Source organism: Pseudomonas sp. FP1740 (assembly GCF_030687165.1).
GTDB lineage: Bacteria > Pseudomonadota > Gammaproteobacteria > Pseudomonadales > Pseudomonadaceae > Aquipseudomonas.
Window position 1 is genome coordinate 4,356,210 of record NZ_CP117461.1, and the last position, 16,201, is coordinate 4,372,410.

8 protein-coding genes are annotated in these 16,201 nt (G+C 61.6%); 6 read left to right on the forward strand and 2 right to left on the reverse strand.

Annotated elements, in window-relative coordinates; all coding sequences use genetic code 11:
- The first annotated feature begins 3 nt into the window (after nt 1–3).
- Complete coding sequence (locus tag PSH69_RS19485; protein ID WP_305409494.1) at nt 4–1,398, forward strand: efflux transporter outer membrane subunit; 1,395 nt, start codon at nt 4–6, stop codon at nt 1,396–1,398.
- Nucleotides 1,399–1,464: 66 nt separating this feature from the next.
- On the opposite strand, the gene PSH69_RS19490 is transcribed toward PSH69_RS19485, so the two are convergent.
- Nucleotides 1,465–3,093 (reverse strand): PvdJ/PvdD/PvdP-like protein, encoded by a 1,629-nt coding sequence (locus PSH69_RS19490; protein ID WP_305409495.1) that lies wholly within the window; start codon nt 3,091–3,093, stop codon nt 1,465–1,467.
- 327 nt (nt 3,094–3,420) lie between these two features.
- Between PSH69_RS19490 and pvdM the strand changes: the two genes are divergently transcribed.
- The 5 genes from pvdM to PSH69_RS19515 all read left to right on the forward strand — a co-directional run bounded on the left by pvdM (nt 3,421) and on the right by PSH69_RS19515 (nt 13,100).
- On the forward strand, nt 3,421–4,791 hold the full coding sequence (gene pvdM / locus PSH69_RS19495; protein WP_305409496.1) for a pyoverdine-tailoring dipeptidase-like protein PvdM: 1,371 nt from the start codon (nt 3,421–3,423) through the stop codon (nt 4,789–4,791).
- Nucleotides 4,788–6,068 (forward strand): aminotransferase class V-fold PLP-dependent enzyme, encoded by a 1,281-nt coding sequence (locus PSH69_RS19500; RefSeq protein ID WP_305409497.1) that lies wholly within the window; start codon nt 4,788–4,790, stop codon nt 6,066–6,068. The genes pvdM and PSH69_RS19500 overlap by 4 nt, the downstream gene beginning before the upstream one ends.
- 149 nt (nt 6,069–6,217) lie before the next feature.
- The gene (locus PSH69_RS19505; RefSeq protein ID WP_305409498.1) at nt 6,218–7,105 is read left to right on the forward strand and encodes a formylglycine-generating enzyme family protein; all 888 of its coding nucleotides are present in this window, start codon (nt 6,218–6,220) and stop codon (nt 7,103–7,105) included.
- A gap of 131 nt (nt 7,106–7,236) precedes the next feature.
- Nucleotides 7,237–8,895, forward strand: coding sequence for a cyclic peptide export ABC transporter (locus tag PSH69_RS19510; protein WP_305409499.1), 1,659 nt, complete (start codon nt 7,237–7,239; stop codon nt 8,893–8,895).
- 29 nt (nt 8,896–8,924) lie between these two features.
- Nucleotides 8,925–13,100: a non-ribosomal peptide synthetase gene (locus PSH69_RS19515; RefSeq protein WP_305409500.1), complete on the forward strand. Its 4,176-nt coding sequence runs from the start codon at nt 8,925–8,927 to the stop codon at nt 13,098–13,100.
- A gap of 277 nt (nt 13,101–13,377) precedes the next feature.
- Here the strand turns inward: PSH69_RS19515 and PSH69_RS19520 are convergent, their stop codons facing one another.
- Nucleotides 13,378–15,858 carry a TonB-dependent siderophore receptor gene (locus PSH69_RS19520; protein WP_305409501.1) on the reverse strand — a complete coding sequence of 827 codons (2,481 nt, stop codon included), beginning with the start codon at nt 15,856–15,858 and terminating at the stop codon, nt 13,378–13,380.
- Nucleotides 15,859–16,201: the final 343 nt, after the last annotated feature.

Genomic DNA, 16,201 nt, shown 5'->3' on the forward strand with positions numbered 1-16,201 from the left:
CCTATGAAACCGCAACTGAGCCTGTTGACCCTTTGCCTGCTGCTCGGCGCCTGCAGCCACCCGGCTGCGCGCCCGGACAGCGGCATTCAACCACCGTCGGCCTGGCAATCGCCACACGATGAAAATGCTTCCCGGACAAGCCGGCAATGGTGGACGCAGTTCGGCAGCCCGCAGCTTGATCGCCTGATCGAACAAGCCCGCGTCGGCAGTTATGACCTGGCCGCCGCCATCGCTCGGGTGCACCAGGCCCGGGCCGACACAGTGATTGCCGGCGGCTCGCAGTTGCCGGAGATCAAGGCCGGTATGAACGCCAACCGCCAGAAATTGCTGCGCGGCGACGGCTATAGCCAACTCGATGCCGACAGCAGCAACAAGGCCGTGGACTACTTTGACGCCAACCTCAGCGCCAGTTACGAAATCGACTTCTGGGGCGGCAAACGCGCGTCCCGGGACAATGCGCAATTCGGGCTGCGCGCCAGCGAGTTCGATCAGGCCACGGTTGAATTGACCTTGCTCAGCGGCGTGGCCAACAGCTACGCGCAAGCCTTGTCGCTGGATGAACAAAGTCGCATTGCCGCGCTGAACCTGGCCAACGCACAGAACGTTTTGAAACTGGTGCAGACCCGTTTCGACTCAGGCTCGGCCACCGCACTGGAACTGGCGCAACAGAAAAGCCTGGTGGCGGCGCAACAACGGCAACTGCCGCTGATTCGCCAGCAAGCCGAGGACGCCCGGATCAGCCTCGCCGCCCTGCTTGGCCGGCCGGTTCAGCAACTACCACCCAGTCAAGAATCCTTCGAGCAACTGCAATGGCCTTTAATCGATGCCGGGTTGCCCAGCGAACTGCTCAGCCGCCGCCCGGACATCGCCCGCGCCGAAGCGCAACTGGCCGCCGCCCAGGCCAACGTCACGGTCGCACGCGCGGCCATGTTGCCCGCCGTGACCCTGAGCGCCAGCATCGGCTCGGGCGCCAACACGGCCAACGATATTCTGCGCAGCCCGTTCTACAACCTCACCGCCGGGCTGGTCGCGCCGATCTTCAATAACGGCCGCCTCGGCGCCGAACGCGACAAGGCCACGGCCCGGCAACAAGAACTGCTGGAAGCCTACCGAGGCGCGATCATCAATGGCTTTGCCGACGTCGAAAAAGCCCTCAACAGCATTCGCGGCCTGGATGAGCAGCGGCGATGGCAACGCGAAGAGCTGGACCAGGCCCAGGCCGCGTTCAACATTGCGCAAAGCCGCTATCAGGCTGGCGCCGAGGATTGGCTGACGGTGCTGGAGACACAGCGCACGCTGTATGCGGCGCAGGATTCGAATGTGCAGCTGCGGTTGTCACGGTTGCAGGCGAGCATTGCGTTGTACAAGGCGTTGGGTGGAGGGTGGCAGGTGCTTTGATCGAGGTTATCTGTCATCAAAAACTATGTGGTGAGGGGGCTTGCTCCCTTGCCACAAGTGCCTGGCTTACGACCTCAGCGGCTTGACCTTCAGATTCCGCGCATACCACGGCCGTTGCGGCACCCGCCGGAACAAATCCACGAGTTTCTTTTCATCAGTGCCAAAGGTGATGCGTAGCGCCAGCTTCATGGTTTCCGGGTCCATTTCCACCGACTTGTCGACCTGCAATCCCGGCGTGGTGCTGCAACCGTGGGTGCTCGGGCCGAGCCATGGATCATCGACTTCAACCCAGCGCCCCGGGGCGAACCAGGGCACGCCATTGACCTCAAGCCGACTGAGTTCCCCCGGATGGAAACGCTCGTGGGCGCGGAACCAGTCTTCCAGGCGATCGTCGATCCAGCCATGGAAGTGCCAGAACACCGGGTTCACGTGGGATGAGAACGGGTCACCGAGGAAGTCGTTTTCCGGCGCATACCAGCGCGCGGCAAAGTCCGCCGGATCCCGGGCGAAAGGCACCGGCTGACCGTTGGAAGGATCCCGTGGCACCGAGGCCCAGCGCATGTGCAGCCAGTCGTGCAAGCCCAGTTCGATTTCCGAACCGAACTGCCCCAGAGTCAGCTTCGACAGATAACGCGGGTCGCGGTAACGGGATTCCCATACCTGAAAATTGCTGTGATAAGTCTCGGCAGTCTTGATGTCGCTGACCCACTGGGTGTACTCGGTGTCTTCGGCGGCCAGCCAGGTGGGCGGCAGCGCCGTGCCATCGTGATTGTCGAAATAGCGGGCGAAGCCCTGACGGTCGCGTTCAAGCTCCGGCTGCGGCATCGGAAAGTTCGACCAGGACGGCAGGTCCTGCATCGAACGCGCCGTGCCGAGCATGTGCCGGTGCATGAAGAAAAAGTCGATTCCCGAACCATTACGGTCTTTGCGCGGCCCCCGGGCATCGCGCTCGTTACCCCGTGGGCCCGGCTGCCAGCCGATGCCGCGCAAGGCACCTTGTTGCTCGTTGGAGAGTTTGTGCCATTTGTCCCGCGTGGCGTGCCAGAGCTGGTGGAACAAGCGGTGCTCGGGAGAAATCAGCCACGCCAGCAACGGCGGATTCAACCCCACACGCTCACGGGCTTCGGGAAACAGCCGTTTGCGCGCGACAAAGCGATTGTCCAGTTCCAGCAAACCGAGCGGGCGATCCAGACGCAGAATCCGCCCGCTGAGGGTGCCACTGCCGGCATTGCCGAAATCGGCCCAGACCTCATCGAGCGTGACCGCCAGCTCATAAGCCGGCGCGCCGTTGGCCGATTGCCGATCGATCAGGCGCCAGTACAGCTGGCTGGCGTCCGGCGACACCAGGTCGCCGATCACCCGGTAACGCGGCTCGGCTTCACCGCGTAACTGCTGCGCGGTATCGAGGCAGCCACGCAGGCCACGGCCGCGCTGGGCGATGTCGAGAAACAGCTCCAGCCCGTGCTGCGGTAAACCGTCGAGGCCCGCTTGCGAACCTTCGAAACGGATATCCCAGATCCCCCGCAGCGAGTTGGCCAACTGCTGACCCGCGGTGTCCGCTAGGTCGACCGTCGCTTCGCCGGGGGTGATCGTCGGGTCCGGCTTCGTCCATTCGCGATGCCCATAATAAGCCGCAGGCACGGCAGCGCCAGTCAGCGCCAGGCCTGCCATGAACCATCGTCGAGAAATCGTCATTGCCCTACCTGTGTCAGCCATGAAGCAGGCTTTATCCAAGCTAGAACGTTTGTTGTGCGGGGAAATTTAAGCGTGCCAAACACAATCCCCTGTGGCGAGGGAGCTTGCTCCCGCTCGGCTGCGAAGCAGTCGTAAATCCGGCGCATGCGGTGTGCCTGGCAGTACGAGGCTGCAGGTTTCAGGACTGCTTCGCAGTCCAACGGGAGCAAGCTCCCTCGCCACAGGGTATCTCGCTGTCTCCTAATTTTTTCTGCCAGCCACTCGTTCCTCCCAGATAGCAAAGGCCCCTGCGCCTGCACCGGGGCGGCGAACCTGACAGAGATGGCAATGACAAAACCACGTTCGAAAAAGGCTCTTTACATCGGCCTGCCGCTGGCCCTGGCGATCAGCGCCGGCGCGGGCTTCGCGGTCTGGTATTACGGGTTCAAGGACAACCCCGGTTACCCGATCAAGGTCATGCAACAGGCCGACGAGTTGCACGAGCGCATGCTCTCCTTCGATAGCCACATCAGCCTGATGCAGAACTTCGGCACCCAGGGCAATGAAGCCGACAAGGATGGCGAGGGCCAGTTCGACCTGGTCAAGGCCAACCGCGGACGCCTGTCCGGCGCGGCCCTGACGATTTTCGGCTGGCCGGAACTGTGGAATGGCGCCAACGCGCCGCACAAGCCCACCGCCGGTTTTGTCGAAGAGGCACGCAACCAACAGGAGATCCGCTACAAGATTATTTCCGGGATGGTCCGCGACTTTCCCAATCAGGTTGCCATCGCCTACACCCCTGACGATTTCCGTCGTTTGCACGGTGAAGGCAAGTTCGCGATTTTCATCAGCATGCTCAACGCCTACCCGCTGGGCCACGATCTGAACCTGCTGGACCTGTGGACGGCACGCGGCATGCGCATGTTCGGCTTCAGCTACATCGGCAATAACGACTGGGCCGACTCTTCGCGCCCCTTGCCGTTTTTCAACGATTCGCCGGATGCCCTCGACGGCCTCTCGGACCTGGGCAAGCAAGCGGTACATCGCTTGAATGACCTGGGCGTGATCATCGACGTGTCGCAAATGTCGACCAAGGCCCTGGAGCAAGTCGCGCAATTGAGCCGCACGCCGATGGTCGCTTCGCACTCGGCGCCACGGGCGATGGTCGATATCCCGCGCAACCTCAGCGACAAAGAAATGCAGCTGATCAAGAACAGCGGTGGCGTGGTGCAGGTGGTCGGCTTTTCCCAATACCTGCGCCCGCTGACCCAGACCACCCAGGACAAACTCAACGAACTGCGCAAAGCGTTCGACCTGCCGCCCCTGCCGAACCTCGCCATGGCATTGATGCCCGGCGACCCGGTCATCGCTGCCTGGCCCGAGAAAAAATTCGGCCAGTACGCCAGCCGTCTCTACGGGATTCTTGAAGAAGAACCCAAAGCCAGCCTCAAGGACCTCGGTGACGCCATCGATTACACGGTGCGAAAAATCGGCATCGATCATGTCGGCATCAGCTCCGACTTCAACGAAGGGGGCGGCGTCAAAGGCTGGGAAAACGTCGGTGACATTCGCAATGTCACGGCGGAACTGATCTCCCGTGGCTACTCCGAGGCCGACATCGCCAAGCTCTGGGGCGGCAACTTCCTGCGGGTCTGGGACCAGGTGCAGAAAGCCGCCAAGCCAGCGCTGATTTCACAACAAGGCACGAGCACACCATGAGCGATCGTCGCACCTTTCTGAAACAGGCGGGGATCCTCGCCGCCGGCCTGCCCTTGACTGCCGGCCTGGGCAACGTCGCCAGCGCCACGCCAGTGCCCTCGCCGCCTCGGGACAAATGGGCGCAACTCCGGCAGCTGTTCGACCAGGATCCGGATTACCTGCACTTCTCCAATTTCCTGATCAGCTCGCACCCAAAGCCTGTGCGTGAAGCGATCGAGATGCACCGTGCCGCCCTCGATAAAAACCCCGGGTTGGCGATGGACTGGGACCTGGGCGTTATCGAGCAGCGTGAAGAAGAGGTGCGTGTCTGGGCCGGTCGTTACCTGCAAGCCAATGCCAGACAGATCGCCTTGACCGGCAGCACCACCGAAGGCCTGGCGATGATTTACGGCGGCGTTCACGTGCGCCCCGACCAGGAAATCCTCACCACGGCCCACGAGCATTACGCGACCCACACCATTCTCGATCTACGCACTCAGCGGGACGGTACTCGGGTGCGCAAGATCAGGTTGTTCAAGGATCCGCAGACGGTCTCCAAAGCCGAGATCCTGGCCTCGATCGACCAGAACATTAAACCGCAAACCCGTGTACTCGGCATGACCTGGGTGCACTCCGGCAGTGGCGTGAAACTGCCGGTCGCTGACATCGGCGCGCTGGTGGACAAGCACAATCGCGGCCGCGCCGATCAGGACCGCATTATTTACCTGGTCGACGGCGTGCACGGCTTTGGTGTCGAGGACTTGAGCTTTCCCGCCATGAACTGCGACTTCTTCATCGCCGGCACCCATAAATGGATGTTCGGTCCCCGTGGCACCGGCATCGTTTGCAGCCGCAGTGAACAGGTCAAATACGTCACGCCGATCATCCCGACCTTCTCCGAAGCCACGGCGTTCTCCACCACCATGACACCGGGCGGCTACCACTCGTTCGAGCACCGCTGGGCACTGAACGAAGCCTTCAAGCTGCATTTGCAATTGGGCAAGGCCGATGTTCAGGCGCGTATCCATGCGCTGAACAGCTATATGAAAAAACGCCTGCAAGCGCACCCGCAGATCGAACTGGTCACGCCCCTGAGCCCCGAGCTGTCATCCGGTTTCAGCTTCTTCCGAGTCAAGGGCCAAAGCAGCGACAAGATCGCCGCCTGGCTGATGCAGAACCGCGTGATCGCCGATGCCGTGGAGCGCGACGTGGGCCCGGTGATTCGCACGGCGCCGGGGCTGCTCAACAACGAAGCTGAAGTCGACCGTTTCATCGCATTGCTCGGCAAACAGCTCTGATCGCCAGCCCATGATGAATGTGGGAGCGGGCTTGCTCGCGAAGGCGGTGGGTCAGGCGACATCAATATTGACTGTGCCGCCGTCTTCGCGAGCAAGCCCGCTCCCACAAGTTTCGCGCCTTTCCTTTTAACTTTTTATCGAGAGCAATGATGAACAGTGAGCTGCGTAGCTTTTCCTTGAAGACGCTCCCCGCACTGGCCTTCGCCGCGATGGTTGCAGGCCTGCTGCCGGGTGCCGCTCAGGCCGCCGCCCCCGCCCAGCCTGGCAAAGTGTTCAAGGACTGCAAGGACTGCCCGGAAATGGTCGTGCTGCCCACCGGGACCTTTACCATGGGCACTCCGGACAATGAGGTGGGCCGCGAGCCCGACGAAGGTCCGTTGCACCCGGTGACCTTCGCCAAACCGCTGGCCATCAGCCGCTTTCAAGTGCTGGCCGGCGAGTGGGACGCGTACCTGCGCGACAGCGGTTACCTCATGCCCGACGGCGACACCCGGCCGGGCCGCGAGTGCAAGGCCGGCGTGCCGCGCTATGAACGCACGGCCCGGCATCCGGCGGTGTGCATGAACTTCCCCGAGGTCAATGCCTACGTGGCCTGGCTCTCGAAGAAGACCGGCAAGCACTATCGACTGGTCAGCGAATCGCTGCGTGAGTATGCCGCCCGCGCGGGCAGCAGCGGCCCGTTCCCCTTCCCGTTCGATGAAGGCAAGGAATACAGCATCGCCAAGCACGCTAACACCTACGGCGCCGCCGATGGCTACAACTTCACCTCACCGGCGGGCAGTTTCCCGGCCAACGCCTTCGGCGTGTACGACATGCACGGCAACGTCTATGAGTGGACCGCCGATTGCTACAACGACAACTACGTCGGCGCACCGAGCGATGGCAGTGCGTGGTTGACCGGCGAATGCACCGCCCGGCGCATTCGCGGCAATGACTGGGGCGAAGCTCCGGTGTTTTCGCGTTCGGGCAACCGTAATGCCACCTACCCCGATACCCGTGGCGACTGGCTCGGTTTTCGCGTCGCGCGGGATCTTTGAGGCTCCCACCTCCTGTCGCATGACCTGCAACAAACCCGTGCGCGGCTAAATCGCCGCCCACGGGTTTCGTCTTTTAAGCAGCCAAACTCTTGAACCATTGCCCTTTAGCGGCACTTGAAGCGGAAACTTCCATGACCTCAAAATCCCGCGGAGCCTTCAGTGAAGTCCTCGGCCTGCTCAGGCCTTTCCGGGTCATCGTTGTGGTGTCGATCATGCTCGGCATGCTCGGTGGCCTCAGCATCACCGCGTTACTGGCGACCATCAATGACGCGCTGAACGCCGCCGACACCCCGTCGACCCGGGTGTTGGCAACGTTTATCGGCCTGTGCGCAGTGGCGTTGCTGACGTCGATCCTGTCGGACATCGGCACCAACCATGTCGGGCAGCACATCATTGCCGGGCTGCGTAAATCCCTGGGGGAAAAAGTCCTGTTGGCACCGATCGAACAGATCGAGCGCTTCCGCAGTTATCGACTGATTCCGGTGCTGACCCATGACGTCGACACCGTCAGTGATTTTGCCTTTTCCTTCGCGCCGCTGGCCATTGCGTTCACCGTCACCCTCGGTTGCCTGAGCTACCTGGCCTACCTGTCGTTGCCGATGTTTGCCTTGCTGCTGGTGGCCCTGGTGATCGGCACCGCGCTGCAATACGTGGCCCGGACCAAGGGCATCAAGGGTTTCCAGGCGGCTCGCGAAGCCGAGGACGAACTGCAAAAGCACTACAGCGCGATTGCCGCCGGCGCCAAGGAACTGCGTATCCATCGTCCGCGCCGCCAACGCATGTTCAGCCAACGTATCGAAGGCACCGCTGATTTCATCTGCAACACGCACATCCGCGCAGTCAACACCTTCGTGGTGGCCAAGACCCTTGGCTCGATGCTGTTTTTCGTGGTGATCGGTCTGGCGCTGGCCCTGCAATCGCTGTGGCTGGGCACCGATAAAGCGGTGCTCAGCGGGTTCGTGCTGGTGCTGCTGTACATGAAGGGCCCGATGGAATACCTGGTCACCACCCTGCCGGTGGTCAGCCGCGCCAACATTGCGTTCAAGCGCATTGCCGACCTGGCGGAGCAGTTTTCCTCGCCGGAACCGCACCTGCTGCTGAGTGACAAAGACGCGCCCAAACCGGTGGTCGAACACCTTGAAATGCGCGACGTGCATTTCGCCTTCCCGACGGTGGACGGCAGCAAGCCCTTCGCCCTCGGGCCGGTCAACCTGTCCATCGCCCAGGGCGAGATCGTGTTTATCGTCGGCGAGAATGGCGGCGGCAAGACCACGCTGATCAAGTTGTTGCTGGGGCTGTATGCGCCCCAGGGCGGGGAAATCATCCTTAACGGTAAGCCGGTCCTGGCGCATAGCCGCGACGACTATCGCCAGTTGTTCACCACGATTTTCGCCGACTACTACCTGTTCGACGAATTGGTGCAAGGCGAGCAGAACGTTCCCGAAGACGCCAACCGTTACCTGGAACGCCTGGAAATCTCGCACAAGGTCAGCATCCGCGATGGCGCCTTCAGCACCACCGACCTGTCCACCGGCCAGCGCAAACGCCTGGCCCTGTTGAACGCCTGGCTGGAAGAACGCCCGGTGCTGGTGTTCGACGAGTGGGCGGCCGATCAGGACCCGGCCTTCCGGCGCATCTTCTACACCGAGCTGTTGCCGGAACTCAAATACCTGGGCAAGACCATCATCGTCATTTCCCACGACGACCGTTACTTCGATGTCGCCGACCAATTGGTGCGGATGGAAGGCGGCAAGCTCGTCGCACAAAAAAAACCGTTGGCGACCGCCTGAACGATCCACCGCCGACTACGAGAGCCCCGATGAACGACTTGATCGATGATGATGTACTGGCGCTGTTGCTGGCCGATGCCGGTGATCAACCCCAAGGGATAACCGCCCGCGCCAATCAGCGCCCGGCGCCGCTGTCTTTCGCCCAGCAGCGGCTGTGGTTTCTCCAGCAACTGTCACCGGACAACGCCGCCTACAACCTGCCCCGTGTCGTGCGCATCACCGGCCCCCTGGCGCCCCGGCGGCTGGAAACAGCCCTGAACAAGGTGCTTGAGCGTCACGATATTTTGCGCAGTGCCTTCGTCGAAATCGATGGTTGCGCAATGCAGGTGGTCGATGCGCAGGCAACACTGGTGCTCGGCCATGAAGACCTGTCGGGTCTGTCGGACGAAGCCCGCGCCAACCGGATCGCGCTACGTATCGAGGCCCAGGCTGGCACGCCGTTCGACCTGCGTCAGGCACCGCTGATGCGGGCGACACTGCTGCAGATTTCGGCCGACGAGCATCTGTTGCTGATGAACATGCACCACATCGTTTCCGATGCCTGGTCCAATGCCATTCTGATGCAAGACCTGGCACGAGCCTTTGCCCAGGCCGGCAGCGACGACGCATCCCCCTTGCCACGCCCGGCCATCCAGTACGCCGACTATGCCGCCTGGCAGCGCGGCGAATACCTGCACAGTGCAACCTGCGCCAGCAGCGCCGAATACTGGCAAGAGTATCTGGGGCAAACATTGCCGGCCCTCGATCTGCCGGTGGACTTCCCACGAAATGCCCGGCACAGCCACCCTGCCGGGCAGTATGACTTCAGTGTGCCCGCGCCCCTCGCGCAAACCCTGAACCGCTTCTGCCAGCAGCAAAAACTGACGCCTTTCGTCGTGGCCCTCGGGGCCTGGCAATTGTTATTGAGCCGCTACAGTGGCCAATACGACTTTACCGTCGGCGTACCCAACGCCACCCGCAATCGCAGCGAAACCCAGAATCTGGTCGGCTTTTTCGTCAGCTCCCAGGTGTACCGGGCGCGCATTGATCCGCTGCTGTCCTGCGCAGACTTTCTCCAGCGGCTGCGGCGCGAATCGCTGGCGGCGCTGGACCATGGCGATTACCCGCTGGAATTGAGTTTCGACGCGTTGCGATTGCATGCCAGCGAACACGCCAATCCGTTGTTCCAGGTGCTGTTCAACTGGCGCACTGACACCGGGCAAGCGGACCGGATCGATCTGGACGGACTGGCGCTGGAGTTCCTCGGCGCGGGTCCCAGCCAGGCCAAATTCGATCTGTCCCTGGACGTCGGCTATTCGCTCGATGGCATCAACGCGAGTCTCGAATACAGCCGGGACCTCTACGCCCCCGCTACCCTCGAACGCCTGGCCCGGCACTGGCTGAACCTGCTCCATGCACTCACGGAAGATCCGCTGCGTGCGCTCGGCGAATTGCCGCTGCTGGCAAGCGACGAACGCCAGGTTCAGTTGCAGCAGTGGAATCCGCCCGCGTCGGCCATGCCTGAGGACGGCGTGCATCAGTTGTTCGAACGCCAGGCGCTGGCAACCCCCGACTCGGTGGCCCTGATCTTCAACGACCTTGAACTCAGTTATGCGCAGCTCAACCATGCGGCCAACGGCCTGGCCCACACCCTGATTGAATGCGGGGTCGGCCCCGAGGTGCTGGTGGGCATTGCCGTGGAGCGTTCGGCGCAGATGATTGTCAGCCTGCTGGCGGTGCTCAAGGCCGGCGGCGCTTATGTGCCACTGGACCCCGATTATCCGCAGGAACGCTTGGCCTGGATGATTGAAGACAGTGGCCTGAGCGTGTTGCTGAGCCAGCGTTCGCTGCTTGATCGGCTGCCATCGATGCCCGGCGTCCAGCAACGCTGCGTCGACGACATCGATGTCCGGGGGACGCTGCCCGTACTTGACCCGCCCTGCCGCACCACCGGCCAAAACCTCGCCTATGTGATGTTCACGTCCGGCTCTACCGGTCGCCCCAAAGGGGTCGGCATCACCCAGGCGGCGTTGACCCGTCACGCCCAGGTGGCGCTGGAGTTTCTCGGCCTGAGCGCACAGGACCGGTCCCTGCAGTTCGCCACGTTCAACTTCGATGCCTTTGTCGAGCAGCTTTACCCGGCGTTGATCTGCGGCGCCTCGGTGGTGCTGCGCGGGCCGGATATCTGGGACAGTGAAACCTGGTACCGCGAACTGCTCGACAAACAGTTCAGCGTCAGCGACCTGACCACCACCTACTGGAACATGCTGGCCAAGGACTTCGCCGCAGCCGGTCAGCGCGACTACGGTGCACTGCGGCAAGTGATCGTCGGTGGCGAAGCGATGCCACCGGAAGGCGTGGCGGCCTGGGGCAAGGCCGGACTCGGGCACGTGAAGCTGCTGAACACCTACGGGCCGACGGAAGCGACCGTCAGCGCCACAGTGCTGGATTGCAGCGACTACGTGACAGGGCAAATCGCCCTGCCCAAAAGCATGCCGATCGGCCAGCCTCTGGCCGGACGGGCGATTTACCTGCTCGATGCCGGCGGCCAGCCAGTGCCGGTGGGCGTCGTCGGTGAACTGATGATTGCCGGCGACCTGCTCGCACGCGGCTACTTCAAGCGACCTGAGCTTACGGCCGAGCGTTTCATCCCCGACCCGTTCGATGTTCAGGGCGGCGGTCGCCTCTACCGCACCGGCGATCTGGCGCGCTATCGCGCCGACGGTGTGATCGAATATGCAGGCCGGCTGGATCACCAGGTGAAGATTCGCGGCTTCCGCATCGAACTCGGGGAAATCGAGTCATGCCTGCTGCAATCGCCGCAGGTCCGCGAGGCGTTGGTGGTTGCCCGGGAAGGCGCGGTGGGCTTGCAGTTGCTCGGCTATGTCGTGGCCCAAAGCGACTCGCTGAGCGAGCAGCAACAACTCGACCTGCGCGAAACCCTCAAGGCTGAGCTCAAGGCCAATCTGCCGGACTACATGGTGCCCAGCCATCTGCTGGTACTGGCCGCCATGCCGTTGAGCCCCAACGGCAAGCTCGACCGCAAGGCCCTGCCGCAGCCCGACCTCAGCCAGACGCAGCGCCACTTCATTGCCCCCGAAACGCCCCTGGAAACGGCGCTCGCCGAACTCTGGCAAGAAGCGTTGCAGGTCGAGCGTGTCAGCCTGGACGACAACTTTTTCGAACTCGGTGGCCACTCGATTCTGGCCATTCAATTCATCTCGACCCTTAACGCGCGCCTGGGCATCAAACTGGCGCTGCAACACATGCTGGCTCACCCCAATGTCCAGGCACTGGCCAGATTCATCGCACGGGAGCATCAGCAGCATGTGCAATGCGTGGTCGAACTCAACGCCTCGACAGCGTCGGCACCGCCACTGTTCTGCCTGCACCCCAGCGGCGGTATCGTGTTCTGTTATCAGCCGCTGGCGAAAAAACTCAGTGCCCATGCCCGGACCTTCGGCGTGATGCACAAGGGCTTTGCCGACAAAGACTCGAACGCTCAGACATGGGCCGAGATGATTGCCGACTACAGCGCACAGATCATCGAGAAGCAGCCACACGGCCCCTACCGATTGATGGGCTGGTCATTGGGGGGCGCGATTGCCATGGACGTCGCCGCCCACCTGGAGCGCCAGGGCAAGGAAGTGACCTTCCTCGGCCTCGTTGACACCACTCTGCCGGAACGTGACCTGCCCGCCGATCTACCGCGCAAGCCTCAGGAAGAAGACAACCCGAACCACCTCAGCGCGGAAAACGAACTGCTGGCAGCACTCGAAGTCTTCAACCTGATGTTCGCGCATCTGGAACCGGCGGCGGCGAGCTTCATCGCCCGGAACCCGACGGCCGACCTCAAGGCCTTCTATCGATGGGCCAGCGAACAGACGGCCACCGGCGAGCAAGAGATGATCGCGACCCTGGAAGGCATCAAGCAGGAGATCATGAACGCGCAAGCCTATGCGATACATGAGCGTCTGGTGGCGGCGTTCGAAGAGTTCTCGCTGCCGCTGCTCAAGGCCCAAGTCAGCTGCTGGTGGTCGCTGTCGCATAAAACCCTGGAGCAAGTGCGGTATTCGGAACAACTGCTAAGAGCCCACAACGTGACAGGCCAATTGCACACCTCGATCCACTCACCACTGCCACACCGCAGCATGATCTACAGCGAGTCGCTACTGGAGTCGTTTACCGAAGTGTTCCTCGGCTGCCAGGGCGAGTCATGTAGCTGACCGGGCGACGGCAAAAAAACGCAGAAGCCATGGCTTCTGCGTTTTTGTTTGTACTTCAGGCAATACCGTAGCAGCTGCCGAGCAGCGCGAGGCTGCGTTCGGCTGCGCAGCAGTCGTAGACCCTAAATGCACGGTGTATCTGACAGACTGCAGTGCCTGATTTCACGACTGCTTCGCAGCCGAACGCAGCCTCGCGCTGCTCGGCAGCTGCTACAAGATTAGCCCGCGCCCCTGGTAAAAGGGCGCGGGCCGGGACTTTGACGCTAGTGCAAAGGACTCAGAACTGCGGTGTGTATTTCACGCTGAACATCACGTTGCGTGGATCACCGTAGTTGTTGTTGCCGTTAATCTGGTTGTAGGCCGCTGCGAAGTAGGTCTTGTCAAACAGGTTGTTGGCGTTCATCGCCAGCTCGATTTCCGGGGTGAGCTGGTAACCGACGCGAGCATTCCACACGGTGTAACCCGGAACGTTGACGGAGTGGTCGAAACCTACCGTGTGGGTTTGTGCGGTAAAGCCCAGGCCAGTACTCACACGGCTCCAGTCGCCGGTCATCTGATAATTGCCCCACACACGCAGCATGTGTTTAGGCGTCCACCAGCTGAAGATTTTGCCTTCGTTGTCAGGGTCGTCGAGGTATTTGGTGGTGTTGTAGGTGTAGCCGGCAAACAGTTGCAGATTGTCGATCACTTCGCCGCTGATTTCGGCGTCCAGACCCTGGCTGCGCACTTTGCCCGATGCCGTCGAGCAATACCAACCGTCGCAGGTTTGCGCACCCTGCGTATCGAGAACGGCACGGTTTTCCTGGTCGTAACGGAACAGGGCCACGGAGGTATTGATCCGGCCATCCATCAACTCGCCCTTGAGACCAATCTCGTAGTTACTGCCGACAATCGGTTTAAGTACCGAGCCGGCGGTATCGCGTTCGGTCTGCGGTGTATATACGTCGGTGTAACTGGCGTAGACCGCCCATTCGCGGCTCAGGTCATAGACGATACCGGCATAGGGCGTGACTTCTCCGGTTTCAGTGGCGGTGCTTTTTGGATCTTCTGTAATGCCGCTCGCGGTCTGGGTCGAAGACTTGTAATTGTAGTCGTACCAACTGACCCGCGAGCCGAGCACCAGGGTCAGGTCTTCAACAGGCTTGACCCTCCAGCTGCCGTACAGGCCTTTCTGCCGGATGTCGTATTGGCTGGGAGTCCCACGACCACCGGGGCTATTGATCAAGCCTTCGTAGCTGATCTCCGGACGGTTGTGATCAATGTCGAAGATATTGTCGGAGCTGTCATTGAAGGTTCGGGCGTATTTGTCGTCCGAGGTGTATTTGGAATAGTTGCCGCCCACCATGATTTCCTGCGGCATGGACAAGGCTTCGAACTTGCCGGTGAGGTTCATGTCCAGCGCGACTTTGGTGGAGTCCATGTCCGTCACGAAGTCAGCGTATTGCACGCCGCTGCCATCGGGATTGATGCCATCGCCGGTGGATTGCACCCGCTGGTTCTTCGCCTTGTTGGTTTCCGTCATGCGCACGGCGCCGATCTTGAAGGCCCAGTCGTCGTTGAAACGGTGTTCCAGGTCGGTGTAGAGCGTGGTGACGTCGATATCCGAATGGTTCCACTTCGCCCCGGTGTACGTGCTGCGCGGCAGGTCGATGGGTTTACTGTCGGAGTAACGCGGGAAGCCGCGGACATTCGAGCGCGATTCGCCGTCGGACTGGCTGACCGCCACGCCCACGGTGGTGGCTTCGCTCAGATCGAAGTCCAGCGCGCCGTACAGCGAGGTGGTCTTGTACCATTCGGAATCAACGAACGTGTGGGTGTCGTCCTGGTCGGCAAGGAAACGTCCACGGATGGTGCCGTTCTGGTTCAACGGCCCGCCGGCGTCCAGTTGCAGACCGTAGTGATCCCAGGAGCCAGCCTTGCCGGTCAGGGTCACGGTCGGCGTGGCCTGACCGCGCTTGCGCACCAGGTTGACCGCGCCACCCGGGCTGCCGGTGCCTTGCAGCAAGCCCGACGCACCGCGCAGCACTTCCATGCGGTCGAAGAAAATCAAGTCCTGCGTGGCCCAGTTGCCCAGCGCGTAAGTGTTGCGCGGGATCGGCACACCGTCGTACTGCCAGTCATCGATCTGGAAACCGCGCGAAGAGAGGATCAAACCTCTGCCGACGCCTTGGGCACCGACCAGTCCGGTGGTCTTGTTGGCCGCGTCCTTGAGATCGACGATATCCTGATCGTCCATTTGCTTGCGGGTCATCACCGTGACCGACTGCGGAATTTCCTTGAGGGTGTGGGTGCCCTTGCCGATGGTCACGGCATTCGAGGTGTAGGAATTCGAACCTTCGGTGGTCGCGCCCACCTGTTGCGCGTTGATGGTGGTGGCGCCCAGTTCCAGACCCTCGGTCGAACTGCCGCGTACCAGCATCAGCGTGTTGCCTTCAAAGCTGTAGTGCACGCCCGTGCCCTTGAGCAATTGGGCAATCGCCGCTTCGCTGCTCAACTTGCCGCTGACGCGTGTGCTGCGCAGGCCGGCGATGTCATCGGCGTTGTAGATCACCTGCTGATTGGTCTGCGTGCCAAACGCCTGCAGCGCCTGAGGCAAAGGCTGGGCAGGAATGTTGAGGGTGAAGTCTTCGGCGTGGACCTGCGCGCTGAGCGGCAGCAGGCAAGCCATGCCCAGACCGGCCAACGAGCGACGCGAGCGCAGGGTTCGGGCAATGACCAAGGCCTTGAACAGAGGTTTCAACTCATGAATTGCTGACATCGTGCTCTCTATTTTTAGTTGAAATGGATAGGATCCATGGGCAACCGAGTGCCCTGCCGCTGCCTGGACCTGTGAACCGCCTGGATCGGCTGCCATCTCGGGCAACACGTCGCAAGTCGATGACCGGCCCCTCCCCGGGCTCGATCGTTTGTCCGGGCAGCGGTAAAAATGTGTACGGCTGGGAAAACCTGAGCCCAGTGGCTACCCTGCCCGGCTCGATTTATCTGCTTACGTAAGTAAGACGCAGCACCGTGCAAAAACCGGAATGAGTTTATTTATCATTTGCGAAGAAGTTCAAAAAAAAGGCCGACGCGTTGGGCGTCGGCCTTTTTTTTCTGCTACT

Bases quoted from the DNA above. Each gene is read 5' to 3' on its own strand.
- PSH69_RS19485 (WP_305409494.1), top strand. From the start codon at position 4: ATGAAACCGCAACTGAGCCTGTTGACCCTTTGCCTGCTGCTCGGCGCC.
- PSH69_RS19490 (WP_305409495.1), bottom strand. From the start codon at position 3,093: ATGACGATTTCTCGACGATGGTTCATGGCAGGCCTGGCGCTGACTGGC.
- pvdM (WP_305409496.1), top strand. From the start codon at position 3,421: ATGACAAAACCACGTTCGAAAAAGGCTCTTTACATCGGCCTGCCGCTG.
- PSH69_RS19500 (WP_305409497.1), top strand. From the start codon at position 4,788: ATGAGCGATCGTCGCACCTTTCTGAAACAGGCGGGGATCCTCGCCGCC.
- PSH69_RS19505 (WP_305409498.1), top strand. From the start codon at position 6,218: ATGAACAGTGAGCTGCGTAGCTTTTCCTTGAAGACGCTCCCCGCACTG.
- PSH69_RS19510 (WP_305409499.1), top strand. From the start codon at position 7,237: ATGACCTCAAAATCCCGCGGAGCCTTCAGTGAAGTCCTCGGCCTGCTC.
- PSH69_RS19515 (WP_305409500.1), top strand. From the start codon at position 8,925: ATGAACGACTTGATCGATGATGATGTACTGGCGCTGTTGCTGGCCGAT.
- PSH69_RS19520 (WP_305409501.1), bottom strand. From the start codon at position 15,858: ATGTCAGCAATTCATGAGTTGAAACCTCTGTTCAAGGCCTTGGTCATT.